22 protein-coding genes are annotated in these 25,883 nt (G+C 56.2%); 8 read left to right on the top strand and 14 right to left on the bottom strand.

The genetic code is table 11. The annotated features are described in order from the left end of the window. Nucleotides 1–16 precede the first annotated feature (16 nt). From QMG40_RS13260 to lipB, 4 genes are all read right to left on the bottom strand, one after another. The gene (locus QMG40_RS13260; protein WP_283531542.1) at nucleotides 17–394 is read right to left on the bottom strand and encodes a hypothetical protein; all 378 of its coding nucleotides are present in this window, start codon (nucleotides 392–394) and stop codon (nucleotides 17–19) included. Between the two features lie 179 nt (nucleotides 395–573). Continuing rightward, nucleotides 574–1,344, bottom strand: a complete 771-nt coding sequence (locus tag QMG40_RS13255; RefSeq protein ID WP_283531541.1) for a DUF4191 domain-containing protein — start codon at nucleotides 1,342–1,344, stop codon at nucleotides 574–576. 85 nt (nucleotides 1,345–1,429) lie between these two features. Beyond that, entirely contained in the window at nucleotides 1,430–2,446 is a 1,017-nt protein-coding gene (lipA, locus tag QMG40_RS13250) for a lipoyl synthase (protein WP_283530948.1), read from the bottom strand. Then, nucleotides 2,443–3,159: a lipoyl(octanoyl) transferase LipB gene (lipB, locus tag QMG40_RS13245; protein ID WP_283531540.1), complete on the bottom strand. Its 717-nt coding sequence runs from the start codon at nucleotides 3,157–3,159 to the stop codon at nucleotides 2,443–2,445. The genes lipA and lipB overlap by 4 nt, the downstream gene beginning before the upstream one ends. A 112-nt stretch (nucleotides 3,160–3,271) precedes the next feature. Between lipB and QMG40_RS13240 the strand changes: the two genes are divergently transcribed. Beyond that, on the top strand, nucleotides 3,272–5,050 hold the full coding sequence (locus tag QMG40_RS13240) for a serine/threonine protein kinase (protein WP_283531539.1): 1,779 nt from the start codon (nucleotides 3,272–3,274) through the stop codon (nucleotides 5,048–5,050). Between the two features lie 75 nt (nucleotides 5,051–5,125). Here the strand turns inward: QMG40_RS13240 and QMG40_RS13235 are convergent, their stop codons facing one another. From QMG40_RS13235 to QMG40_RS13215, 5 genes are all read right to left on the bottom strand, one after another. After that, a complete protein-coding gene (locus QMG40_RS13235) occupies nucleotides 5,126–5,554 on the bottom strand; it encodes an OsmC family peroxiredoxin (protein WP_283531538.1) in 429 nt (142 codons plus the stop codon). Nucleotides 5,555–5,744: 190 nt separating this feature from the next. Beyond that, nucleotides 5,745–6,095, bottom strand: a complete 351-nt coding sequence (locus tag QMG40_RS13230; protein ID WP_283531537.1) for a hypothetical protein — start codon at nucleotides 6,093–6,095, stop codon at nucleotides 5,745–5,747. A gap of 174 nt (nucleotides 6,096–6,269) precedes the next feature. After that, nucleotides 6,270–8,021, bottom strand: coding sequence for a 2-oxoglutarate dehydrogenase, E2 component, dihydrolipoamide succinyltransferase (sucB, locus tag QMG40_RS13225; RefSeq protein ID WP_283531536.1), 1,752 nt, complete (start codon nucleotides 8,019–8,021; stop codon nucleotides 6,270–6,272). 140 nt (nucleotides 8,022–8,161) lie between these two features. Next, entirely contained in the window at nucleotides 8,162–9,544 is a 1,383-nt protein-coding gene (gene lpdA, locus QMG40_RS13220; RefSeq protein WP_283531535.1) for a dihydrolipoyl dehydrogenase, read from the bottom strand. Nucleotides 9,545–9,794: 250 nt separating this feature from the next. Next, nucleotides 9,795–11,318 (bottom strand): leucyl aminopeptidase, encoded by a 1,524-nt coding sequence (locus QMG40_RS13215; protein ID WP_283531534.1) that lies wholly within the window; start codon nucleotides 11,316–11,318, stop codon nucleotides 9,795–9,797. Nucleotides 11,319–11,627: 309 nt separating this feature from the next. On the opposite strand from QMG40_RS13215, the gene QMG40_RS13210 reads away from it, so the two are divergent. Beyond that, nucleotides 11,628–12,593 carry a proteasome assembly chaperone family protein gene (locus QMG40_RS13210; RefSeq protein WP_283531533.1) on the top strand — a complete coding sequence of 322 codons (966 nt, stop codon included), beginning with the start codon at nucleotides 11,628–11,630 and terminating at the stop codon, nucleotides 12,591–12,593. 4 nt (nucleotides 12,594–12,597) lie between these two features. Beyond that, nucleotides 12,598–13,956: an MFS transporter gene (locus QMG40_RS13205; RefSeq protein ID WP_283531532.1), complete on the top strand. Its 1,359-nt coding sequence runs from the start codon at nucleotides 12,598–12,600 to the stop codon at nucleotides 13,954–13,956. Between the two features lie 190 nt (nucleotides 13,957–14,146). On the opposite strand, the gene QMG40_RS13200 is transcribed toward QMG40_RS13205, so the two are convergent. Next, nucleotides 14,147–14,398, bottom strand: a complete 252-nt coding sequence (locus QMG40_RS13200; protein ID WP_283531531.1) for a hypothetical protein — start codon at nucleotides 14,396–14,398, stop codon at nucleotides 14,147–14,149. A gap of 39 nt (nucleotides 14,399–14,437) precedes the next feature. After that, complete coding sequence (locus QMG40_RS13195) at nucleotides 14,438–14,746, bottom strand: CPBP family intramembrane glutamic endopeptidase (protein ID WP_283531530.1); 309 nt, start codon at nucleotides 14,744–14,746, stop codon at nucleotides 14,438–14,440. 951 nt (nucleotides 14,747–15,697) lie between these two features. Here QMG40_RS13195 and QMG40_RS13190 point away from each other — a divergent pair. Further along, nucleotides 15,698–16,972 (top strand): DUF4192 domain-containing protein, encoded by a 1,275-nt coding sequence (locus tag QMG40_RS13190; RefSeq protein ID WP_283531529.1) that lies wholly within the window; start codon nucleotides 15,698–15,700, stop codon nucleotides 16,970–16,972. A gap of 392 nt (nucleotides 16,973–17,364) precedes the next feature. Further along, a complete protein-coding gene (locus QMG40_RS13185) occupies nucleotides 17,365–18,636 on the top strand; it encodes an RNA polymerase sigma factor (RefSeq protein ID WP_459253008.1) in 1,272 nt (423 codons plus the stop codon). A 130-nt stretch (nucleotides 18,637–18,766) separates the two neighbouring features. Here the strand turns inward: QMG40_RS13185 and QMG40_RS13180 are convergent, their stop codons facing one another. After that, nucleotides 18,767–18,991 (bottom strand): DUF7455 domain-containing protein, encoded by a 225-nt coding sequence (locus QMG40_RS13180; RefSeq protein ID WP_283531528.1) that lies wholly within the window; start codon nucleotides 18,989–18,991, stop codon nucleotides 18,767–18,769. A 209-nt stretch (nucleotides 18,992–19,200) separates the two neighbouring features. Between QMG40_RS13180 and QMG40_RS13175 the strand changes: the two genes are divergently transcribed. Continuing rightward, complete coding sequence (locus QMG40_RS13175; RefSeq protein ID WP_283531525.1) at nucleotides 19,201–21,312, top strand: DNA gyrase/topoisomerase IV subunit B; 2,112 nt, start codon at nucleotides 19,201–19,203, stop codon at nucleotides 21,310–21,312. Nucleotides 21,313–21,511: 199 nt separating this feature from the next. Here the strand turns inward: QMG40_RS13175 and QMG40_RS13170 are convergent, their stop codons facing one another. Further along, on the bottom strand, nucleotides 21,512–22,462 hold the full coding sequence (locus QMG40_RS13170) for a M56 family metallopeptidase (RefSeq protein ID WP_283531524.1): 951 nt from the start codon (nucleotides 22,460–22,462) through the stop codon (nucleotides 21,512–21,514). 60 nt (nucleotides 22,463–22,522) lie between these two features. Next, entirely contained in the window at nucleotides 22,523–22,900 is a 378-nt protein-coding gene (locus QMG40_RS13165; protein ID WP_283531523.1) for a BlaI/MecI/CopY family transcriptional regulator, read from the bottom strand. A gap of 172 nt (nucleotides 22,901–23,072) precedes the next feature. Here QMG40_RS13165 and QMG40_RS13160 point away from each other — a divergent pair, with 172 nt between their 5' ends. Next, nucleotides 23,073–24,665, top strand: coding sequence for a cytochrome ubiquinol oxidase subunit I (locus tag QMG40_RS13160; protein WP_283531522.1), 1,593 nt, complete (start codon nucleotides 23,073–23,075; stop codon nucleotides 24,663–24,665). Between the two features lie 117 nt (nucleotides 24,666–24,782). After that, nucleotides 24,783–25,883 carry a cytochrome d ubiquinol oxidase subunit II gene (gene cydB / locus QMG40_RS13155; protein ID WP_283531520.1) on the top strand — a complete coding sequence of 367 codons (1,101 nt, stop codon included), beginning with the start codon at nucleotides 24,783–24,785 and terminating at the stop codon, nucleotides 25,881–25,883.

The raw sequence follows: 25,883 nt of genomic DNA, 5'->3' as shown, positions 1-25,883 counted from the left end.
ACCAGAAAACGTGGGCTTACTTCCCGGGCGCGTCGGATGGATCAAGTGTCCCAACAGCCATGGCCCAGTCCACGCCATCAGGAGCCATAATACGGACTTGAGTGAGACCATGTGCGTTGAAATCCTGGTTCGTCATGCTGCTGAGATGTCCCGCCACACATTCAATGTTGAAACTGGACATGTGGCCTTGCCCTGAATCCGAGTCAATCGAAACATCCACGGTGCCCCGGCCCTGGCAATTGATATTGAACTGCAATCCCGCACCGTTGGCTTCGAAGGAGCCGCCGGAATTTGTGGTGGCCTCAGGTGAGCCAAGAACGCGCTCACTGGCAAATGTAGCCAGAGTTTTCCCTGGCAGCTTTGGAAGAGAAATTTCTGAAGGCGAAGAAGCCACCAATGATTGGCCTCCCCGAACGGTTTCAGTGCAAGGCTAGCACCGTCCGCGGCGGTTCTGAGGGTCGCCTAGCACGTGCCGGGCCTAGAGTTCCAGAGAACATATGGCCGGGAAAAATATTTGAGGCCCAACAGGATTACCTGCCGGGCCACAAATAATGCTCACAATCAACGCTGCTGTTAGCGTCCGCGGGATGCTTTGCGATCGGGGCGAGCCTTGTACGGATCGATCCCCTTGGGAATAGGTAGCTTGTTGCCCATGGAGGTGATCCGTTTGTTAACCGCACTGACCTCAACTTTGGTGAGCTCGCCCTTGAGCTTGCCCATCTTCTTAGTGACCTTGGCGATCGGGACTTGGCCTTCACCCTTGCCAGTTTCAATGATGGTGATGGTGACGTTGGGCAAAATACGGTTGAGCCGTCGTCGCTCAGCATCAACAAGCCCTTTGACCCTATTAGTGGGGCCCTCCGTGACAAGGACAATGCCAGGTTTGCCGATGGCGCGGAAAACTACGTCCTGCGTGCGCGGGTTAACCGAGGCAGGCTGTTCCTCAAAAATCCAGCCCTTCTTCAAGGAGCTCAGGGCAGCACCGGCGGCACCTGCCTTACCTTCAATTTGGGCGTAAGCAGCACGCTCGGCGCGGCGTGACATGAGCAGCAAAGCACCTAATAGTCCCAGCGGGATTCCGACCAGCAATCCCGTAATCCAATTGCCGGGGGACACCAAGAGAACCACAGCCATTGAGAGAACGATGAGGCCAAAGAACGCGCCAAGCATGATCCATGTCACCATAGGATCGTGGCGGCGGGTCATCTTGAAGATGTCCACCATTTGCTTGATGCGGCCCGGTTTTTTGTTCTTCTTGGGCTTATCTGCCTTCGGAGCACGGGAAAAAAGGGAACGCTTGGGTGTGTCAGCGTTGCTGTCTGCGGAGTCAGTGGTTTTGGCCATAGTAATTCAATTCTAACGTGTATTTGACGGGGAAGTACTCACACTTCAAGTGCTGTTGGGAACAGGCCTTGCCAGCGGAGCGCTCCTAGTGGGCGGCGATCAGGGAGGCGGCTTCTTGGCGGGTGTGTCCGGAGTCTTCGATGCCATCAGCGATGTGGGCTAAATGCTCGGGGATATCACGGCCCTTTTTACGCATCGCAGTGGCCCAGAGCCGTCCGGCACGGTAGGAAGAACGCACCAATGGCCCACTCATCACACCAAGGAAACCGATTTCTTCTGCTTCCTGATTTAGATCCATGAACTCCTGTGGCTTGACCCAACGATCCACCGGCAAATGCCGCTCGGAGGGGCGTAGATACTGGGTGATAGTGATCAAGTCAGTGCCGGCATCGTGCAGATCCTGAAGCGCCTGGCTAATCTCCGCCCGTGTTTCACCCATGCCCAGAATCAGGTTGGATTTAGTGACCATGCCCTGATCCCGGCCCTGAGTAATAACATCCAAGGAACGCTCATACCGGAACGCCGGACGGATACGCTTAAATATCCGTGGCACCGTTTCCACATTGTGAGCAAACACCTCAGGGGCAGAGTCACAGATCGCGCTAATGTGCTCAGGCTTGCCGGAGAAATCAGGAATCAATAATTCAACCCCGGTGTTCGGGTTCATTTCATGGATCTTACGAACCGTTTCGGCATAAAGCCACACACCCTCATCGGCCAGGTCATCACGAGCCACCCCTGTAACAGTGGCGTAGCGCAGGTTCATTTTCACCACTGAACGAGCCACCTTCGTGGGTTCAAACATATCAATCGGGGAAGGCTTACCCGTATCAATCTGGCAGAAATCACACCGCCTTGTGCACTCGGAGCCACCAATCAAGAACGTGGCCTCACGGTCTTCCCAGCACTCAAAAATATTTGGGCAGCCAGCCTCTTCACACACCGTGTGCAGACCCTCGCTCTTGACAAGGTTCTTCATCGCGATGAACTCCGGGCCCATCTCAACCTTGGCCTTCATCCACTCAGGCTTACGCTCAACCGGAACAGCAGCGTTGCGCTGCTCAATACGCAATAACTTGCGTCCTTCAGGTGCCAACGTCACGAAAATGCTCCTTCTGACCGGCCCGCTTCCACGGAACCGGCGGGTGGTGCCTGTTCAGGCTGAATATCAGTGATAAGTGGTGCCAAAATCCGGGCCGTGGCTTCTTTGACCAGCGGGGCTAGATCTTGCGGAGAAATATCTTTTCCCGTCTCAACCGCCAGCGTGGTGGTGCCTGCATCAGCGATACCGCAGGCGATGATCTGGCTGTAAGGGGCCAAACTATTGTTAGCGTTGATAGCAATTCCATGCATTGTCACACCATCATGGACCCGGATACCAATGGCGGCGATCTTTCGGTCCCCGCCCTTGTCATCGGCAGTGAGCCAGATGCCTGCCCGGCCGTCTACGCGCAGGCCGGTGATGCCATAGTGTCCGAGGACTTCAATAATGATCTCTTCCAGAGCATGGACGTAAGCTCGGATGCTGTGTGGGTCGCTCAGCCGAACAATGGGATACATGACCAATTGGCCGGGACCGTGCCAGGTGAGTTTGCCACCCCTGTCAACGTTGATCACAGGTGTTCCGTCAAAGGGGCGCTCATTGTCTTCTGTACGTTTTCCTGCTGTGTACACGGCGGCGTGTTCCAGCAGTAGTGCTGTGTTGGGTGCTTGGCCGGCAACAACTTTTTCGTGGATCTGGCGTTGCTGTTCCCAAGCGCCAGCGTAGTCGATAAAGTTTGGGGCAAGTCCGACTTCGGAGAACTGAACACTCATAGGAGTCAGTTTAGGTGAAGTTGGATCGTCGCCTAAATCAGAAACCGCTCAAGAAGATGCTGCTTGTGGATAACTTCAAGCGAGAAATCTCAAACGGGTCTACTAATGATGTATGGACAATTCTAGTTCTCAGCTGTTGCCGGTGGCGCCGCCATCAATTCATGGCCATGACCCTGTGCGTTGTTTGGGAAGCGGGGCTCAGGGGCAGGTTTGGCTCTTGTCACCTTACGATGGTTCAGCAACCGTGGCGGGAAAGTTTTTCCGTGTTCCGTCGGTGACCCTTGATGACGACATGAACGGCACCACAGTTCGTCATAATGAAAGCCAGGTCACACATGAGTGGCGTGTGTTGACGCAATTTCAGCACGAGCACCTCATTCCCGTGCGTGGACTTGTAAGGGATTCAGCTGGATCGTTGGTGCTGCTGATGGAGTACGCCGAGGGCGGCTCTCTGGCACAGATAGTCGGCGCCAGAGGTCCGCTGACTGTTGGGGAAGCAGTCACAGTGCTAACACCCATTGGCCAAGTGTTGGCATTTTTGCACGACAGGGGAGCCGTTCATGGCGATGTGTCTCCGGGGAACGTTTTGCTCAGTGCCGTGGGTAAACCGTTTCTTTCAGATTTTGGTTTTGGCACGTTGGTTGGGCAAGGTGCGGGCAGTGTGGGCGGAACGCAGGGCTTTTATCACCCAGGAGAAACCGAACGCAATGAGAGTACTGATGTTTTTGCTTTGGCCGCTGTGGGCTGGTTCATTTTGACCGGACGGCCCCCGCCGCCAACCAGGGACAGGATGCCACTGTCCACTTTTGTCCAGAATGTCCCGAACGAGCTAGTGGCAGCTTTAGAAGCCGGCCTCAATGAAGAGTCCGGTCTGCGCCCAACCGCCGCCGCCTTTGCCCAGGCTGTCTTTCGCAGTGCCAGGCCGGAAGCGGTAGCGCTGGGCCATGCCGTCCATCCGAGTGTGCTGCCGAAACTACTGACACGCAGGGATCTGAAAGTCCGTAGAGGTAAAGGGACCAAACTAAGCCCACCACACCTGGACAATATGTTGTTGCACCTGCCCGGGCAGAGAAGGGTTCGCGCTCGGTGGTGGCACCGGCATGTGCTTCCTCGAACGGGAGCGGCACAGGCCTTAAGGAGTCGTCCTCGAGTGGCTTTCCCAGGGCATCGGGCACAGCGTCTAGGGGTTTTGTGGGGTAGTGATGTCAGCGCAGATAACTTGGACAAATCAGGTCCATCAGGAAGACAACGTGTCCTGGTGGCTGTTATAGCAATAGCGCTCGTGGTGTCCTTGGCAAGTATTTTTTACTTCAGCGGCGGGCTGGCGGGATTTTTCGCGCAAGGGCTTGGCGGCGGAACTGGTGTCCCCTCAAGCGCCGCGGTGGCAATGGTAGATGAGGATATGGACCACGAAGCTTCGGTGACTTGGATGGCTGCTTTACCGCAGGAAATTCAGCAGGGGATCACTTCACAAGATCCTTTGAGAGCCCTATCTGCACTGGCATGGGTTCGTTCCTACGCGTTGTCCAGCGCCGATCAAGCATTGGTGGCGAAGATTAATGCACCAGGAACACCCTCGCTTGCAGCAGACAGCAAAATTGTAGCCAAGCTCAATGAGACGGGTCATACCCTGAGTGGTTTTGAAACCAGCATCTCCGAAGCAAACGTAGATTTCGGGGCTTCGCTGGGCAGCGCAGGCGGGGCAGCGTTTGCTAAAGAACAAGCGATCGTGCACGCACAAGTCGCTACCAGCGCCTTTGGTGAATTAGACGAAGGTGGGATGCTCGTCCATCAGCAAACAACAGAGCACAGCCAAGAGCTCGATATTGTTTTGGTGCGGATTGGTTCGCGGTGGAGAATTCAGAATATTCTCGAAAGCAGCTCACAGTAGCGGGATTGGGCCGGACGTAAAAACACCAGGTGGGCCCGCTTTGGCAGCCCCACCTGGTGTTTGGAACGGGAGGGACTAAGCCTCCAGTGTTGCCTCGAGCGTGATCTTGACGCCACCCAACGCTGCTGAGACCGGGCAACCGGACTTGGCTGCATTGGCAATCTTCTCGAACTCTTCCTGGCTAATGCCGGGGATCTTTGCAGCCAGAGTCAGATGGCTACCGGTAATGCCAGTGCCTGCTTGGAAAGAGACTGCCGCGCTGGTGTTCACATACTCGGCGGCATGACCGGCGGTGCTGAGTTCATTTGAAAACGCCATGGCAAAGCATGACGAATGGGCTGCAGCGATCAGTTCTTCCGGGCTGGTTTTGCCTTCGGAAGCCTCTGTGCGGGCCTTCCATGTGATATCAAAGGTGCCCAGTTCCGAGCTGTCCAAAGTGACCTGTCCGGCGCCGGTGGGAAGGTCGCCGACCCAGCCTGCGTGGGCGTTACGAGTTGTAGCCATGTTCACTCCTATGAATCGTAATGAAGGATAAATCCTGATGCACGGTAAAACTCACAAGTGCAACCTCAACCAGCCTATGCCTTAAAGAAGAAAAGACACTTTCATCTCCGGGAAAGAGGAAATAATTCACATCCCGGAAATGAAAGCGCCCTTAGTGCTGCTAGATCCTGCTAGCGCGGGTTGAAATAGTCTAAACCCAGAAAACAGCCACAGCGATGTTGATCAAGGCCATACCGCCAACTGCATGGGCAAGACCCTTGGGTACCTCTTGGTTTTTCTTGGCCTTCCGGCGCCCAATGAATGCGGCAATAACAACCACGAGTGCGATGATCAACTTCACACCGATCTTAAAATTGTTAATCCCGCCATCGCCCATTTCTGCAAGACCAACCAACAGTAGCCCCGTGATGAGCTGAGTCAGCGCACCAATCCACTGCCACTGCGTCACTGTGGGTGTTTTAAACGCGGCGAGCCAGCCGCCCACGATCGCGGCTGCGCCAAGGATATGTAGAAAAACAAGCACTAAACGTAAAAGGTCCATGGCACTAGCTTAAACAACTTGGTGACACAGTGTCTATTGAGGCTGGCCTTATACCAACTTTACGCTGGTGCACTCCCAGAGAGCTCCTCCTGACACAGCAACGGCGGCTGGAGACTGGCTCTGCCAAGTCTCCAGCCGCCGTCGAGCATTCACTGTAAAAGTGAGGCGCGGAGATTACATCCCCAAATCGGCCTCAAATGCGCCGGTTTCCAACCGAGCCTTCAACGTCTGCAGGAATCGGCCCGCATCGGCGCCGTCCACCAAACGGTGGTCGTACGTCAGACACAGGTACATCATGTGGCGGATAGCGATGGTGTCATCTCCATCCGCGTCCGCAACAACCATTGCCCGCTTCACGATCGCGCCTGTGCCCAAGATTGCAACGTTGGGCTGATTGATGATCGGAGTGTCAAACAGTGCGCCAACACTTCCGATATTCGTGATGGAGAATGTTCCGCCGGACAGCTCGTCCGGGCCGATCTTGCCGCTGCGGGTACGTGCAGCAACGTCAGCAATTTTTCCAGCCAGGCCGGCCAAATTCAGGTCTCCCGCATTGGAGATGACAGGAACTAGCAGTCCCTTGTCGGTGTCAACAGCAATCGCCAGGTGCTCGGCGTTGTGGTAAGTGATTTCCTGAGTTTGCTCGTTGTACTCACCGTTAACCTTGGGGTGAGACTTTAGCGCCTCGGTCACTGCCTTGGCTATGAACGGCAGGAACGTTAGCTTGGTGCCGTTGGTGGCCTGGAAGTCACCCTTGGCCTGGTTCCGCAGTTTGACGATGCGTGTCATATCAATTTCATGCACCTGCGTGAGCTGAGTGGAAGCCTCCAGCGATTCGCGCATGCGCCGAGCAATAACCTGGCGAATACGAGGTGCCTTGACAGTAGTGCCACGCAGTGACGACGGCACAACCGCGGGAGCAGCCTTGGCCGTAGAAGTTGCAGCAGGGCCGGCCGTGTCTGGCGCAGCGGCAGCCTTGGCGGCCTCTGCAGCGGCAACAACGTCCTGTTTGCGGATGCGTCCCCCTACTCCTGAGCCGGTGACGGTTGAGATGTCTACACCCTGCTGGTTTGCGAGCTTGCGAACCAGCGGAGTTACGTAGCTGGATTCAGTACCTGCCGCGGGAGCTGATGCCTGTTCAGCAGGTTCAGCTGGTTTGGCCGCCGGAGCGGGTTCAGTTGCCGCTTTCGGGGCAGGTTCCGGGGCAGGGGAGGCTGCGGGCACAGATGGCTCTGGTGCGGCTTCAGGTGTTGGTGCAGCTGCCGGAGCCGCCGCGGGGGCGGCTGTAGGTGCAGGAGCAGCTGCAGGCGCGCCTGCATCAGCGGAACCAATCAAGGCAAGTACCCCGCCAACTTCAGCGGTCTCATCTTCAGGCACGCGGATTTCAAGCAAAACACCAGCCACGGGGGAGGGGATCTCGGTGTCAACCTTGTCGGTGGAGACCTCCAGAAGAGGCTCATCAACTTCAATGGTGTCGCCAACAGCTTTCAACCAGCGAGTGACCGTACCCTCTGTCACTGACTCACCCAAAGCCGGCAGAATCAATTCGTGCGCATCGCCGGCCGGTGCCGCAGCGGGAGCCGAAGTTTCCTCAGCGGCAGGCGCTTCAGCCGGTGCCTCTGAGGCTGTCTCTGCGGGAGTTTCGGCTGTGGACTCGGCAGCTGCGGGAGCATCGGCTGAGGAGGACTCGCCGGAACCAATGCGGGCAAGAGCTGCACCCACTTCGGCTGTTTCGTCCTCTGGTACGAGGATTTCTTCTAGAATGCCGGCGAAGGGTGACGGGATCTCGGTGTCAACCTTGTCGGTGGAAACTTCCAGTAAAGGCTCGTCAACTTCAACGCGGTCCCCGACCTGCTTGAGCCAACGCGTGACGGTACCTTCGGTGACGCTTTCACCCAAGGCGGGCAAGTTCACGGATTCAGACATTTCGTCCCCGTTCTCCTTCTTATGCGGTGCATTTAATTGATGGTGCATACTGGTGCATCGCTGCGAAATTCTTGAATTATGTATTAATTACAGTTTAGTGCACCCAGCGCTGGCGCAGGGTGCACTAAACTTTTTTGTTACTAACCGTGGAGCGGGCGTCCGGCCAATGCCATTGCTGCTTCTCCGAGGGCTTCGTTCTGTGTGGGGTGGGCGTGGATGAGCCCCGCAATATCCTCGGGGTAGGCTTCCCAGTTCACGATCAATTGGGCCTCGCCAATCTGCTCACCAATGTGGCTGCCAACCATGTGGACGCCCACAACGGGACCGTCCTTTTCACGCACATACTTGATGATTCCGCCGGTACCTAGGATGGCGCTCTTGCCGTTGCCGGCCAGGTTGTATTCGGTGGTTTCAACGTTTGCATCGCCAAATTTCTCCTTGGCCTGCTTCTCGTTCAAGCCCACAGAAGCGATCTCCGGATCACAGTAAGTGACCTTGGGGATGTTGATGTCTTCAACAATCACGGGGTTCATACCCGCGATTTCTTCAGCAACAAAGATGCCCTGCTGGAAGCCGCGGTGTGCCAACTGAATGCCAGGCACGATGTCACCCACTGCGTAAATGTTCCCGACACCGGTGTGCAAGCGTTCGTTGGTGATCACGAAGCCGCGATCAATTGTGACTCCCGCTTCTTCAAAGCCCATGCCGGATGTGGACGGGCCACGACCAACAGCAACGAGCATAATGTCAGCTTCGAACGTTTTCCCATCCACCAGAGTCGCTTTCAGGCCGTCGTTGTTCTGTTCGACTCCCTGGAAGAAAGTACCGGTATTGAACTTGATCCCGCGTTTGCGGAATGTGCGTTCCAGTACTTTGATGATCGAAGCGTCTTCATTAGGAACCAATGACGCCATTCCTTCGATGATGGTGACATCCACACCAAAGGATTTCCACACTGAAGCGAATTCCACACCAATAACCCCGCCGCCAAGCACGATGGCGCTCTTAGGCAACTTCTCCATGGTGAGGGCCTCATCAGAAGTGATGACCTTGCCCCCGATTTCAAGCCCCGGAAGGCTGCGGGAGTAGGAACCCGTGGCTAGAACAATGTTCTTGCCGGTGTAGTTCACACCGTTAACGGTCACGGTATTGGCGGCCGTGAGCTTGCCCTCACCCTCGATAACGGTGATGCCCTTGCCCTTAATGAGACCCTGCAAGCCCTTGTATTTGCCGGCAATGATGCCGTCTTTGTACTTATTGACACCGACCAGGTCAATGTCGTTGAGCTGGCTGTTAACACCGATGGATGCACCCTCGCGGGCGAGGTCGGCTACCTCTGCTGCATGCAATAGGGCCTTTGTGGGGATACAGCCGTTGTGCAGGCAGGTGCCGCCCAACTTGCTTTTCTCCACAAGCCCAACGGTCATACCCAATTGGACTGCCCGCAGCGCAGCTGCGTAACCGCCGCTGCCACCGCCGAGAACCAAAATATCGAATTCTTGCCCAGCTGCCTGTTCGGCCACGTAGACGCTCCCTCGCGTTCGGGTGACGCGCTCATTGTAGGCGCGTCATCTCATCATTTATTGAGAGAAGCGGAGCATTCCTGACGGAATGCGCCACTCCTGTCGGTCAAAGACAAATACTTTCAGCATTTACCTTACGTTAGTTGTTCCATGCAACACCCTTAGCGCTGTCACAGTAAAGCGGAATGTGGTCATACTCACTGTGGTGCTGATCATGGATTACTAAACAAGCTCAAGACTTATTGAAGTCCTAGGCGCTTCGAGCTACAACGTCTTCAACATAAGCAACCAGGGTGCGCACAGCCATACCCGTGCCTTGCTTAGGGGTGTAACCATACGGTGAGCCCTCGTTGAAGGCCGGACCGGCAATATCAAGGTGAGCCCACGGGATGGGTTCCCCATCCTTGCCCTTGCCAACGAATTCCTGCAGGAACACGGCGGCGGTCATCATGCCTCCCATGCGTTCGCCAATGTTTGCCATGTCGGCAACGGGTGACTCCAGTGTGGGGCGTAGCTCCTCCGGCAACGGCATCGGCCAGATGAGTTCTCCGGCCCTGTCGGCCGCAGCCTTCAGCGCTGCACTAACACCTTCATCGCCCATAACTCCGGCTGTACGGTGGCCAAGTGCAACCACTTGAGCACCGGTGAGCGTGGCAACATCGATAATCACGTCGGGGAATTCCGCAGATGCGGCAACGAGTCCATCGGCCATGACCAAGCGGCCTTCGGCATCTGTGTTCAACACCTCTACCGTCTTGCCACCAAACATTGTCAGCACGTCAGAAGGTCGAATGGCGGTGCCGGATGGCATGTTCTCGGCAATGCAGAGCCAGCCAGTGACGTTGACGGGCAGACCCAGGTCGGCAACAGCTAACACCGTGTTAAGAACGGCTGCGGCGCCTGCCATATCGCATTTCATGGTGACCATACCCGCGCCAGGCTTGATGGAAATTCCACCGCTGTCGAACGTGATGCCCTTGCCTACCAGCGCAAGGTCTGCAACTGCCCGGTCAGACTTGTATTCGAGCTTGACCATGCGTGGTGGACGCGAAGAGCCTTGTCCCACGCCCATGATGCCGCCGTAACCATCCTTGAGGAGACGCTTTTCATCTAAAATTGTTACCTTGACGGGCAAGCCCTTTGCCAAGTCCCTGGCAGCATCTGCAAATGTGGACGGGTACAACTTGCTGGGTGGCTCGTTGACCAGTGTCCGAGTTGCATTGACTGCCTTGGAGACCACGGAAGCGCGCTCAAGAGCTGCTGCCAGTTCCGGGTCCTTGGCAAGTGTGGAGTGAATCGTGACCTTGGTCACCGGCTCCTGCTTATCCTTGGTGCTTGAATGCAGGCTTGCGTATTGGTAGGCACCCAGTGCGGCACCCTCGGCAAGAGCGGCAACTTGGCTGACCGCCGTCGTCGGTACAGCAAAAAGTACATGTTTGATTCCGGCTAGCTGGCGAACTGTTGCACCTGCCATGCGGCGCAGTGCTTCATCGGTGACGGTGGAGTTCTTGACGGCGCCAATGCCGGCAAGCACGAGGATCTTTGCGCCAGTTTCATCTAAACCGGGTAGGCGCACAATCTGATCTACAGCCCCTGTGACACCCAACGCGGGCATGGATGCTTTGAGCGAGGTAATCGCTGCTGCGGAAAGGGGGGAGTCCAAAATTACGGGTCCGTCGGCGCCTTTGCTTACGGCTACAACAAGCGCGTCTGCGGAGACCTTTGCCAAGTCGCTGCTGACCACGCGGAAGCTGATGTTTTCTTTAACACTCACTGAAATACTGTCCTCACTTTGGGGTGTTGATGAACGGGTATCGTATGCTTCGATCGTAGCGCCAACCCGTCACGATTGCCCGCCAAGCCAGGATGGACCCGTGCGAGCAAGGCCGGAACTGGGCCACCCGCGAACTCATTCGCGCAGAACTACGCCCAAGTCATGCTGGCGGTGGAAGAAAAATAGTCGTCCGTCTGAGACTCTTTGAGGCTTCGCGCGCACTAAACAGTGCCTTGGCATGCTCAAGTGGAATGATCGGGACGTTTGTGGTGTTGTGATGGTCAGAGACACAAGCAGCTGAGGAAGATTATGAATATCAACGAGTACACACCGTTTCAAGACCCGGAGTCCCTGTATGTCCTCAATGAAGAGCTAATCGCCAACGATGACCTCAAGGGTGCAAACCTCCTGATGTCCTTCACTGGCTTCTCAGATGCCGGCCAGGTTGTTTCCCAAATCGCCAGCGAGCTTAAGGACCAGTTGAGCGGGGAAGCTCTGGCAATTTTCGATATTGACCAGCTCATTGATTACCGCTCACGTCGGCCAAGAATAACGTTTACCCAGGACCGTCTAAGTGACTACAAGGCACCGTCGCTGGCGCTTTACCGCATGGTGGATGCTTTAGGCACGCCATTCCTATATCTGTGCGGGAACGAACCTGACCTGCAGTGGGAACGGTTCAGCTTGGCTGTCCTGTCCCTTGTGGAGCGTTTTGACGTGAATCTTGTGGCCTGGGCGCATTCGGTGCCCATGCCTGTCCCGCACAGCAGGCCCATCGGGGCAACTGTGCACGGGAACCGTCCCGACTTGATCGAAGGGATCTCGGCGTGGAAAGCCACCCTGGAGATTCCGTCGGCGATCGGTCACGTGTTGGAATTTAAACTTGATGCCGTGGGGCGCAATGTTGTGGGGTACGCAGTTCACGTCCCGCACTACCTTTCCGACGCCGAGTACCCGCCCGCCGCAGTTGCGGGCCTGGAATATCTTGGGGCTGCGGCGTCGCTGATGCTGCCCAGCGAACGCCTGCGCGAGGCTGGGCGTGCAGTGGAACGGCAAATTACTGAACAGGTTGAAGGTTCCGCCGAGGTTGCCACAGTGGTAAAGAATCTTGAAACGCAGTACGACGAACATGCAGATGGAAATGCGCCCAGGTCGCTGCTTGCCGGTGACAATGACGAACTACCCGACGCTGATGAACTTGGTGCGGCCGTTGAGGCGTATCTAGCTAGCCGTGATTCCGGGTCTCTCGGGGGACCTGAAGGTGGCCTAAACTAAACGCGTGGATAGTAAACGTGCATGGTTGGTGTGGGGTGTTGGAGTTTTTGCCTACCTGATTGCCATCACCCATAGAACCTCATTTGGTGTTGCCGGACTTGTAGCCACGGAAAGATTTGGTGCCACGGCGTCGGCTCTATCTGCTTTCACAGTCATTCAACTTGTGGTGTATGCGGGGCTGCAGATTCCCGTCGGTGTGCTTGTGGACAGATTTGGTCCGCGGGTCATGATAGCGACGGGCGCAGGGTTGATGGTGCTCGGACAGCTGCAATTGGCCGGCGCAACATCCGTGCCGGCTGGAGTAGTGGGCAGGGTCTTTGTTGGGGCCGGTGACGCCATGACCTTTATTGCCGTCATTCGTCTGATCCCACTGTGGTTCCCTACGCGTAGGGTTCCCGTGCTGACCCAACTAACAGGCCAATTGGGCCAGTTTGGTCAGCTCATCAGCATTGCCCCTTTTGCGTTTGTGCTTCATCAGGCTGGGTGGAGTCAGGCGTTTGTGGGCTTGGCAGCTCTGGGAGTATTGGCTTGCGTTCTCGCTGCCACGCTATTGCGCAACACCCCTGCAGGTTTTACACCCCCCGTTTCTAGACCCGGTATGAAGGAAACAGCAGCTGACCTCGCTACAGCATGGCGGCAGCCCGGGACGCGGCTTGGGATGTGGAGCCACTTCGCAACCCAGTTCTCGGGTACGGTTTTTGTGTTGACGTGGGGTTATCCGTTCCTTGTTTCGGGTCAAGGCTTGGATACGGCAACGGCCAGCGTGTTGCTGAGCTTGTTCGTTGTGGTGGGGATAATCTGCGGGCCGTTCTTGGGCAGCTGGGTAGGCAGGCACCCGCTGCGTCGCTCAACCATGGTCCTTGCGGTGTCGTTGGCCATCGTTGCCGCATGGGCTGCAGTGCTATTGCAACCAGGACCTGCGCCGCTGTGGCTGCTTGTGGTGTTGGTGCTTGTTCTTGCTGTGGGCGGACCGGCGTCAATGATTGCCTTCGATTTTGCCCGAACGTTCAACCCTTCACACCGGATTGGGACGGCCACCGGCATTGTGAACGTGGGCGGCTTCTTTGCCGCACTGGTGACCATGTACATGATTGGGCTGATTCTGGACGTCCTTAACGGCGTTGGGTTCTCCCCTGACGGGCTGTACTCTCTGGATGCTTTCCGTGTGGCGTTCTCGTTCCAGTTCCTTGTTCTGGGCATCGGCATAGCCGCCGTCACTGCTACACGGCGCAAGGTGCGCAGCACCATGGCCGCACGTGGTGAGCGTGTGCCACCGCTGCGCGATGTTTTTGCCGACAACCGTCGCAGGCGCCATCAGTTCCGGCAGGAGCAGAGAGATGAACGTGCGGCTCGCAAAGACTGAGTCGTCCCGCGAGACCCCTCGATGAGTAGGCCCGCAAGAGCACTGCCTCTAGTCGCTAGCTTCTAGCTTCTAGGGGGATGGCTTTTATCTTTGAACTGCAACTCGGAGCGGAACTGTTGTTCGCCGTCGCACGTTGCGCCGTGATCTCACCGGAGGCGGCATACCTGCTCTAAATGAAATTCACTGTCTTCTACAGAGCCAGTCCCAACTTCTGCTGAACCAGTCCCAAACGGCCCCGGGTGATCAAAGCAAACGCCGCGGCGCCCAATACGATGCCCAGCCCCCACCAATTACTCACTTCAACGAAGGAGCCGGGGAGTGCGCTCACCAAAACTCCCAGTGAGCCATTGACGGAGGCCTGCGCCACGATTGCGGCAAAAATGCTTTGGCTGCCGTTTCGAATCCAGCCCATAACCACCGAGAGCGCTACAACAACGAGCATATGAAGAAAAACCTGGAAAATACCGTTTCCAGGTTCATCTTAGATTTGAGTCAAAAACAGTGGGGCATGCCATGCGGCCCAGAGCACGCCAATCAGCAGTGCCGCCACCTGTGGAGAGTACTTCTCCTGGAGTTTGGGCTGGGCGAATCCGCGCCAGCCCGTTTTCTCCAAACCACCGCCCAGCAAAATAATGCCAAGAAGCTGAAGCGGATAGATCAATAGGACACCGCTGAAATCATTGACTGTGAATGAACTCAGTGTGCCCGGCAGGAGCATTACTCCGGCCAGTAACAGGGCGGGGATACCTAAAAGAGCAACTCCCCACCAACGCAATCCAACAAAGCGCAAACGCGATGAAGAAGAAACTCTTCATGGGGTGCGGAGCGATTAAACCGGACGTACTATGGGTTTAAAGGGCGGTATTTGCTGCAGGAGGCCTCATGAGCTGAACGCTATCCCAGCTGCAGACCATGGTCTGAACTGTGACGTCACTGGGGTTTCGGCTGGATGCAGTCATGCATCTTTCTAAGCTCTCGGGCAGTGGAGCCCAACGGTATTCCCGTGTCCCAGCATTCTCACGTTTACTCTTGGTGCCTTGGTTCTCACGGACGCCCGTTCCCTTTCCAATCTTCACGGGAGCAGAGTGTGTGGGATGATCCAACGTCGGCTAGAGGCAACGACGCGCAGGTGCTCCGGATCGCTTCCACAGCCCGGACCCCACCGGCTATGCCAGATGAAACAGAATATTGCGTTTGCCTGGGGTGCCGCTAATTGTTCCATCCAACTGCGTAGCCAAATACGGAGTATTTTTTTAAGGACGTGCTGCGGGCTGCGCCTGCGAAGCCGGTTGCATCGGCACGGGCGCTAGCGCAAGCATTCTCCGTTGGTCTCAGAAGGCGAGACGATCGACCCAGTCACTTGTCTGGGTACTGGATTGCGACCCCAGCAAATAGTCCAAGACTGCAATGTGCCAATTTTTCTCACATATTTAGTCTGAAGAACAAGTTAGATAGGTAATCGTGGAAAATTTGTCGGACCAAACACGAATGTTCCTTTTCGCGACACGGCTCATTGCCCTGCTGCCCGTACGAACTTGTCCAGCCGAATCTCCTAGCGTTGCGTTTTTTAGAACGGATGGTTCCAATAGGAAGTTGAGAACGTTGGCAGGAGCCTAAAAACTCACCTGCCGAAGGTACGTGTTTTTCCGTGTGTCAGGGAGTAGAGCAAAGTTTTCCACAGATCTGACGTTTTGACTTTGTCACTCTATTTTTCGGTCCTTCTTGGCAGCAGCCTTGAGGAATGGGACAACAAATAGACAAGATCAGAGTCAGTGCTGGTGAGGATCTCCTAGCATTTATTCCCCATATGGTGGGGTATTGGCCGGAGCGCAGTGTGGTGTGCATCGGTATGAGCGGTAAACGGCTTCGCGCTACTCTGCGTCTGGATCTGCCGTCCGAACACGGTGCTAATATTGCGCACTTCGCCGCCGTGGCCGCGGCCCAGCTTGCTAGCGATACGGAAGCTGACGGATGTCTCTTGGCGATTTTTGGTGAGGAGGATTGGTCCGGGCCACAGGAATCGCCGCAGGGTGGGCTGTACGCGGAGCTCTGCTTTGCCTTTGCCGAATGTGGACTGCCAGTGCGCGATGCGTGGTTTGTTGGATTGAACCATTGGCGTAGTTTTGCATGCCAAGACCCCCAGTGTTGTCCGTGGCCTGGTAAAGACAATTCCTCCATCAGGGAGAGTTTTGTCAACGCGGAGTTCATTTTCCGAGGCAGCATGGTCAGAAATTGTCCAAAGGAACAAATCCAAGAGCTGACAGCGTTCGGGGACCCGGTTTTTGCGGATGCCGTGATGGCTGCAGGGGCAGATCTAAGGGAACCGTTGGTTAGATTTGGTCTGGCGAGACAGCAGCTGTCAGCGACTCTTGAGGCGTGGGAACTGAGTCTGACATGCTGGCCAATTCCGCCTGAACCGGATATGGTCGCCTACCTGCTGGGTAGTCTGGCAGAGGCTACAGTCCGGGACGCGGTGATGGTGGCTCTTGCCTCGACTGGGCAGAACTCGCTGGCCGGTGCCACAGCGCTTGATCTTGTGCAGAACCGGACCGGGGTGGTTAGAAGGCCTGCCAGCTGGCGTGCTGGAAAGCAGTACACCAACTGTGCAATCTCCCTGGAGGGAATGAGTGAGAAGTCGATTCTGCAGGCAGGGCATGACTTTGGCCATATTTTGGTGGGCGAGGTGGTTGTTGATAGCTTCGGTGCACAGAGGCCCGGGCCCAACTGGGCGAGATTGGACATCGCTGAACACCTGCTTCAGTTCCTGGCCCGTTGCACAGAGTCTCCCGACAAAGCACCGGTTCTTTGCATCTTGGGCTGGATTCAGTGGTGCAAGGGCCGCGGAACATGGGCGGGAAACTACTTTCAGGCCTGTCAAGAACACCAACCAGGGTACCGATTGGCCAGCCTGTTAGATGAATTGCTGGCGGTTGGGTACATCGCCGAATGTGCCAAGAATCAAGGAACCGCCTGGCATGGCTGCGCGGGAAATGATGACAGTGGCGGAGAGTCCTAATCGACTGTGCCTGCGTATCGGGCTGGCCTGGCATTGGAGCGGGGATTCCGGGCGGTAGAGTCTAGCGCTCGTGGTGCACCCCGTAATGCGAGCTGTGATCTTTATTCCAACAAGTCCGCCGCCACGAGGCCGATAAAGCGAAGACCAGCGAGTAAATCGTGAGACACTAGAAGTCGAGACCCGGTTGGGTCCGTGTTGATGCAGTAGTAATGATTGGGCAAAAGGACTGGAAGATAATTTCTTTCAGGGGTGCGGGAACAACGCAGCCAAACAAGGCGTTATACCTTGTGACCCTCCAAGCAGAGCTGTTGCGCCAAGCAACATGGACTTGACAGGGTCATAGTGGTGTTGCCCGAAGGTAACTCCACAGACCGCCGTAAGAAAGGTTTTCTGTGTCTGCTACTGCCAAGAGCAAAGTCTCCACAACGAAGGAGATCGAGGACTCCGCATCTTCAGCCACCGTGCCGCTGACACCAGCACAGAAGCGCGCTGCCACCATCGCTGCCAAGAAGGCTGCCGCAGCTGAGGGAGCTCCCGCTGATGCAGCGAAAGCTGCCCCCAAAAAAGCCGCCGCTCCTGCCCGTCGTGGCAAGGGAAAAATCAAGGACGAAGAAGAGCCTGCAACCGAGACTGTGGTTGAAGACGACGATGAGGACGCAGCTCCGACCCGGCCCCTCCCCACAGGCACGGGCTTTGTCTACTCCGACTCAGACGACGATGATGCACCCGTCCAGCAGGTCATGTCGGCAGGTGCAACTGCTGACCCTGTTAAGGATTACCTGAAGCAAATCGGTAAAGTGGCTTTGCTCAATGCCGAGCAGGAAGTTGACTTGGCCCTGCGCATCGAAGCGGGTCTGTTCGCGACTCAGAAGCTTTCCACCGGTGGAGACGCCATGGACGAGCAGCTCAAGCGCGATCTGGGGCGCATTGTGCATGATGGCAAACGCGCCAAGAATCACCTCCTTGAAGCGAACTTGCGTTTGGTTGTTTCATTGGCCAAGCGCTACACCGGCCGTGGGATGCTCTTTCTTGACCTGATTCAAGAAGGTAACCTCGGCTTGATCCGCGCCGTGGAAAAGTTTGATTACACCAAGGGCTTCAAGTTCTCAACCTACGCCACCTGGTGGATCCGTCAGGCCATCACTCGTGCCATGGCTGACCAGGCACGCACTATCCGTATCCCGGTGCACATGGTTGAAGTTATTAACAAGCTTGCCCGCGTTCAGCGTCAGATGCTTCAGGACCTTGGTCGCGAGCCTACGCCGGAAGAATTGGCCAAGGAATTGGACATGACACCGGAGAAGGTTGTTGAAGTCCAGAAGTATGGTCGCGAGCCTATTTCACTTCACACCCCGTTGGGTGAAGACGGTGACTCTGAGTTCGGTGACTTGATTGAAGACTCCGAAGCCGTTGTGCCTGCCGATGCAGTGTCCTTCACTTTGCTCCAGGAACAGCTCCACTCTGTTCTGGATACGCTTTCAGAACGCGAAGCCGGTGTAGTGGCGATGCGATTCGGGTTGACTGACGGTCAGCCCAAGACTCTGGATGAAATCGGCAAGGTTTATGGTGTGACGCGTGAGCGCATTCGCCAAATCGAATCTAAGACAATGTCCAAACTGCGCCACCCCTCACGTTCACAGGTACTTCGCGACTACTTGGACTAAGCGGCACTTACTACCGGGTGTTTCGCTAAGGCGATTAACCCGGAAGCGGACATGAAAAGGGCCCGGATAACCGGGCCCTTTTCATGTCATAATATTTTGCCGACCTAGGCTAGGTGGGCTAACCGTGGATTTAATCGACGGCGACGGCCGCTTTTTCATGAAGCCGGCTGGTTTCATCGTGCCAGTCAGATGACAATGGCTTCAAGGTTGCTTCTACTGCGCGGGCGTGGTGACCACAGAAGAGCAATGCTCCACCGGAGGATTCCAAAACTACGCGCACATAGGCCTGAGCGCCGCAACGGTCGCAGCGATCAAGGGTGGTCAGCTGGGGGCTGGTAACGGTCGTGGTGGTCATGATGGCCTCCTTCATAAGTTCTTGTACTTCATAGAACCACCAATTGCCGCACTTTCTTCCATGGCGCGGGGGACTTTCGCTAACCGCGTATCCGTGTTGGAAGTTGTGATCCAGACGATGTTACTGCGGCGTTGGCCAGCTTTTGCTGGGACAACCGTTAACCTTGGTAGTGATCGGCCAACTAAAAACCTCGAAGGAGTATGTCCACCGTGGCACGCCAGAGTTCCAATTACAGTGCACGTCACCTCTCTGTGCTGGAAGGATTGGAAGCTGTTCGAAAACGCCCTGGAATGTACATTGGCTCCACAGACTCCCGTGGATTGATGCACTGCCTGTGGGAGATCATCGACAACTCGGTTGATGAAGCCCTCGCCGGCTACGGACAGAATATTTCGGTTATCTTACACAAAGATAATTCCGTTGAGGTTCACGACGACGGCCGCGGCATACCCGTAGATGTAGAACCGAAAACAGGACTCAGTGGCGTCGAAGTGGTCCTGACTAAGCTGCATGCTGGTGGCAAGTTCGGTGGTAGTTCCTATGCTGCCTCCGGCGGCCTCCACGGCGTGGGGGCCAGTGTTGTCAATGCTCTATCCTCTCGCATGGACGCCCAGGTGGACCGTGGTGGCAAAACCTACCAAATGAGTTTTCGTCGCGGGGAGCCGGGGCACTTTAAAGACGTGGGCAAGTCGCTAAGCCCTGACGTACCGTTTGAGCCCTTCACCGAGAAGTCCAACTTGGACATAGTGGGCACCACGAAACGCGGTGTGACAGGTACCCGCATCCGGTATTGGGCTGACAAACAAATTTTCACGGCAGACGCCAAGTTCGCCTACGAGGAACTTGTAGCGAGAGCCCGACAAACCTCGTTCCTCGTCCCGGGACTGAAAATCAGGGTTGTTGACGAAAGGCGCGTGCCTGGGACCCCCGGCGAATTTGCAACCCACGAGGAAGTCTTCCACCACGATGGTGGTCTCGCGGAGTTTGTAGATTTTTTGTCCGTTGGCGGACCGATCACTGACGTTTGGCGCCTGCAGGGTCATGGCACGTTCACGGAAACGGTTCCTGTTCTCAATGCTGAAGGGCATCTTGAGAGTACGGCTGTTGAGAGGGATTGTGAGGTGGACATTGCGCTTCGGTGGGGTGTCGGTTACGACACCACCATGCGCAGCTTTGTGAACATCATCGCTACTCCCAAGGGAGGCCGCCACCAAGAAGGATTCGAACTTGCCCTCCTGAAGATTTTTCGGAAAGTTATTGAAGCCAACGCACGCAAACTCAAAGCAGGCAACGATAAAATTGAGAAGGACGATGTCATGGCCGGTCTCACAGCCGTCCTGACCGTCCGCCTGGCAGAGCCGCAGTTTGAGGGTCAAACCAAGGAGATTCTAGGCACCCCAGCTGTCAAGAACATAGTGGCGAAGGTTGTTGAGAAAGAGCTAAAAGCAAAGCTTGAATCTAGTGCTCGGGGGGAGAAGATTCAGGCGGCAACGCTTCTAGAAAAAGTTGTCTCCGAAATGAAATCACGCATCTCAGCACGTGTACACAAGGAGACACAGCGTCGTAAGAATGCCCTAGAAACGTCCTCGCTGCCCACCAAGTTGGCGGATTGTCGCAGCAACGATGTAGCCAGAAGTGAGTTGTTCATCGTTGAAGGTGACAGCGCGTTGGGCACAGCGAAACTGGCCCGGTCCTCTGACTTCCAGGCACTGCTGCCCATTCGCGGAAAAATACTCAACGTCCAAAAAGCATCGGTGGGGGATATGTTGGCCAACGCCGAATGTGCAGCTCTGATTCAAGTGGTGGGGGCAGGGTCCGGCCGTAGCTTTGACATTGACTCTGCACGGTATGGCAAGGTTATTTTGATGACGGACGCCGATGTGGATGGCGCGCATATCCGGACGTTGCTACTGACTCTTTTCTTCCGCTATATGCGGCCAATGATCGATGCTGGACATGTTTACGCCGCTGTTCCTCCTCTGCATCGGGTGGAAGTAATTAATGCTGGGTCCAAGGCCAACGAGATGATTTACACCTACTCGGAGAACGAACTACATACGCTCCTAGCCAAGTTGGCTAAAACTGGAAAGCGCTACAAGGAGCCGATCCAACGCTATAAGGGTTTGGGTGAAATGGACGCGGATCAGCTGGCAGAGACAACTATGGATCCACGGCACAGAATGCTGCGCCGGGTAACGAGCGCAGACGCTGACCGCGCCGAGCATACCTTTGAGCTATTGATGGGCTCAGATGTTGCCCCGCGTAAGGAGTTCATCGTGGCAGGAAGCGAGTATCTCGATCATGGTCGGATCGACGCCTAAGACGGCAGGCCTAGCTTTTACTTCAGCGCGACGCGCGGGAACTACCCTTCCTATAAGGGTGGGGTCCGCGCGTCGTGGATATATATTGTCTGAAACGCTGTGATGGTTGGCCCACGCGTGAGCGAGCGTTCGCCAAAGGTCAACGTTAAGTGAGCGAGCGTCGAGGAAAAGTCAACGTTAAGTGAGCGAGCGTTGGGGGTTAGGCGAGGAGGCCTGGCACTAGCAGCAGGGCCGTGGGGATAGCCAACAAAAGCAGGGCCCCGGCAATAACAAGTCCCTGGGGACCTGGGGCCAGGGCCGGGGACGGGGACAGCAGCCTGCCAAGCCGCGCCGAAGTTGTTGCGGGAGTGTCTATTTGTGGGGTATCGCTGGCCACGAGGGTGTCAGCAGGAAGCTGGGCCGAGCCGCTGGCAACCAGGGCTATGGCTGTGACGAGGGTGGACTTGCTCACCGAACGCAGCGCAACGTCGTCGGCCATAATCTCTATCAGCGATGAAACGGCCTGTTGAGCCAGTTTTGAGGTCGGCAACCAGGGCAGGGCCGAACGCCACGCGGCAAACGCCCACAGGAGTAGGTGATGGCGCTGGGTCAGATGAGTTTGTTCATGCAGCAGGACCGCATGGAGTTCCTCCGGTGAGAGCAACTCCAAAAGTCCTTCGGAAAGGACAGTGACCGACCGTGATCCCCCTGGCAGGCAATAAGCGACCGGGGCCTGATGGCTGATGACAAGCGTGTGGGGACGATCTTCCGAGGGCGAGCTGAGCAGATGCAGCAAGTCCCTGTGCCGACGGCGCTGACGTTGGATGCGAAAATAGGAAAGCCACAGCGTAAAGACAAGATGTGCAGAGAGGAGCGCGGCGGCGCTCAGCGCAAAAGCGTGGAGCAGACCCAGAGTGTCCAGGGATTGTTGGCCAATGACAATTTCGGTGAGTCCGTGAAGCCCGCTCGCCAGATCGGGGCCAAGGGGCACAAGGCCATAGCAAAGCATTGCCCCAATCATGGAAAGACCGCCGGCCAACGCGATTGCCTGCCACAACATCATGGCAGCAAAAGGTGCCCGCGCAGGCCATGCTGCACCGGCAAGCATGACGGGCACAGGCCACGCCAAAGCCACGGCCAAGGCGGCGAGCAACCATGAGGTCCAAAACATGTACTACAACTTACCGTGTGAAGGTACTTGCTGGCTTGGAGAAGACGGTGGTAGGTGCTGCTAGTGTCCCAGCAGCTTGCGCAGTGTTTCTGCTTCGCCGGAACTGACAGTTCCAATAAACCTGGCCAGCACTGCTTCGCGGTCAGGGGCTGAACCCAAAACCTCCAGCATCAGTTCTGCCGTGTGGTCTTCCCTGCTGGTCACAGAACGGTAGCGGTGCGGACGTGAAGAACGCTCACGCTCAACGAGTCCCTTTTTTTCCAGTCGTGAGAGCACTGTTAGAACAGTTGTAACGGCCAGTGGGCGGGACTCCGTTGCACCGTCTTCGCCCGAGGGGCGTTGGGAGAGCAGGTCACGCAATACATTTGCCGTGATGGCTTCCTGATGTTCCCAGAGCAGGTCCATGACCGCTCTCTCGAGATCTCCAAGCGTTGCCATGTTGATCCTTAGTTTCACTGCCAAATGGCAGAAATTTCGCGCATGAAAGATGCGCACATGTCTAAATGTACAGGTTTTGACAGTAATGTTCTACGCGGGGTAGAAATGGTACTTCTACGTTACGTAGAAACGAAGGCCAGGCTGGCATATTTTCGCTAACGAAGGGAATCACGTGGAGGCTCTGGACATAGCCAGATGGCAGTTCGGAATAGTGACCGTTTATCACTTCTTGATGGTGCCACTGACGATCGGGCTAGGTACTTTGGTGGCGATCCTGCAGACCCGCTGGCACAAAACCGGCAATGAAGCATACCTTCGGATGACAAAATTTTGGGGAAAACTATTCCTGATCAACTTCATCATGGGCGTAGCCACAGGAATTGTCCAAGAGTTCCAGTTCGGCATGGCGTGGAGCGAGTACAGCAGGTTTGTCGGCGACGTTTTTGGTGCCCCACTGGCCATGGAGTCACTGCTGGCCTTCTTTGTTGAGTCAACTTTCCTGGGACTGTGGATTTTCGGCTGGAAAAAACTGCCAGCCAAAATACACCTCACCTGCTTGTGGATTGCCGTAGCTGGTTCCATCGTTTCGGCATATTTCATTTTGGTAGCGAACTCATGGATGCAGCACCCTGTTGGCGTTGAAATGATCAACGGACGCCCCCAAATGGTTGACGCCTGGGCCGTATTCACCAACAACACTGCCCTCGTAGCTTTCTTCCACACCATCACAGGTGCCTTGGCAGTTGCCGGCGGTTTCCTCCTGGGAATCGCCTGGTACCACCTGTGGCGCCGCCGCAAAGACGGCATCGACACAGTGGATGCTAAAGGCCAAGTGGTGGTTGGCGAATCTCTCACCATCCCTGGCCGTGATAGAAAAGATCACGCTGTCTGGATCACATCCCTGCGCATCGGCGCCGTTGTTGCCATGCTTGCCTTTGCTGGAACCGCCATTTCAGGAGATCTACAGGGCAAATTGATGTTTGAGCAGCAGCCCATGAAGATGGCCGCCGCAGAGGCTGCCTGCCATGACGGAACAGGCTTCTCCATTCTCTCCATTGGTGATGTGGGTAGCCGGGATTGCTCCGATGTGGTGGCCGTTATGGAAGTTCCCGGACTCCTGTCCTTCCTGGCCCACAACGACTTCACCACTGAAATCAAGGGCGTGAACACCTTGGTTCCTGAATACCAGGCCAAGTACGGTAAATATTTGCCGGACGATCCCATGTACGGGGACCGTGCCGGCCAAGAAATCAACTACGTCCCTATCATGCCCGTCACCTATTGGGGCTTCCGCATGATGATCGGCTTTGGCGGACTTGCCGCGATGGCGGCCGGAATAGCACTGCTTGTCACCCGTAAGGGAACAGTGCCACAGTCCAAGGGGCTTATGCGCCTTGCCTTGATCGGAATTCTGGCTCCTTTTGGCGCCAACGCAGCAGGCTGGATCTTCACCGAGATGGGCCGTCAACCGTTCGTTGTGGCGCCCAATCCGGCCATGTCAGGAGTGGATCAGGTCTTTATGTTTACGGCCGCGGCGGTGTCTCCGGGCGTATCTGCGGGGGAGATGGTCTTCTCTCTTGCGGCCCTAACGAGCGTGTATGCGGTCCTGCTGGTGGTGGAAGTTGCGCTCCTGACCAAGTACATCCGGGGCGGAGTGGTCTCGGCCATGCCCGAACTTGACCAAAGCCAACACGGTGATAGGCACGACGGCGGTACGGACCCAGATGGAGAAGCTGGCGAAGATGTCCTTGCGTTCGCGTACTAGTCACAGGACTGTTCACCTTATTCAGTTTGGTCATCCGGCTGTTTCTGCAAACTCGCCAGCCAAGACCCACCCCTTGTCTCCCGTCCAGTACGGGCTCTTGGAACTAAAGGATCAATGATGGATTTTCTGCCTACTTTATGGTTCATACTGATTGCTGTTCTGTGGATCGGTTACCTTTTCCTTGAAGGATTCGACCTGGGCGTTGGCATGCTCATGAAAACCTTCGCACGCGATGAGAAAGAACGCCGCCTGCTGCTGAACACCGTGGGGCCCGTGTGGGATGGCAACGAAGTGTGGCTGATCACGGCAGGGGGCGCCACTTTTGCCGCGTTCCCGTTCTGGTACGCCTCACTGTTCTCAGCCCTGTACATCCCCCTGGTGTTTGTGCTTCTTGGGCTGATCTTCCGCGCCGTGGCGTTTGAATATCGCGGTAAAGTTCACTCCGATTCCTGGCGGGCCGCATGGGACGCGGCTATTGCGCTGGGCTCCTTCGTTGCTGCTTTCGGGATTGGTGCCATGCTCGCGTTGACCACCACCGGCTTGCCGCTGAACGCCAATGGCGACCGTGTGGGCGGACCCTTCGCCTGGTTCACCTGGTACGCGGTTGTGGGTGGGCTGGCGGTGGTTGGCTTTGCCTTGATCCATGCATCCGCCTTCCTCGCGCTCAAGACAGATGGCGAGATTCGTCACCGTGCCCGGAGGGTTGTGAGCCGCTGGCTACCACTGGGACTGGCACCACTGGCTATCTGGGTTATTGCGGTGGCCTGGCAAAACGGCAAGTGGTTTAGCTGGCCATTGATTGCGGTAGCCGTAGTGGCCGCTGTGGGCGCGTGGGCGGCCAACCGTGTGGGCCGCGAGGGATACAGCTTCCTGGCCATGGGCGTGTTCCTGCTGGCAGGCAGTGCTGCAATCTTCAGCGCTGTATATCCTGTGGTCCTGCCATCTACTCTGGACCCGATCTGGAACCTAACAGTAGAGAACGCGTCCTCCTCCAGCTATACATTGTCTTTGATGTCCATTGTGGCCGCCGTAGGGCTGCCGATGGTGCTGGCTTACCAGGCTTGGACGTACTGGATCTTCCGCAAACGCATCAGTGTGGCACACCTGCCTGCACCAATCGACTTTGCCCCCGCAATAGGGGGTTCAGCCGCTGGTACTGACGTGGTTGACAACGCCAACAAGACGGTTGCAACTGCTACGAAGGCTGGGCGAGATTAG

This window comes from Arthrobacter antibioticus (genome assembly GCF_030063205.1).
GTDB lineage: Bacteria > Actinomycetota > Actinomycetes > Actinomycetales > Micrococcaceae > Specibacter.
Note: the sequence above shows the minus strand (reverse complement) of the source record. Positions and strands in the feature narration are given on the sequence as shown.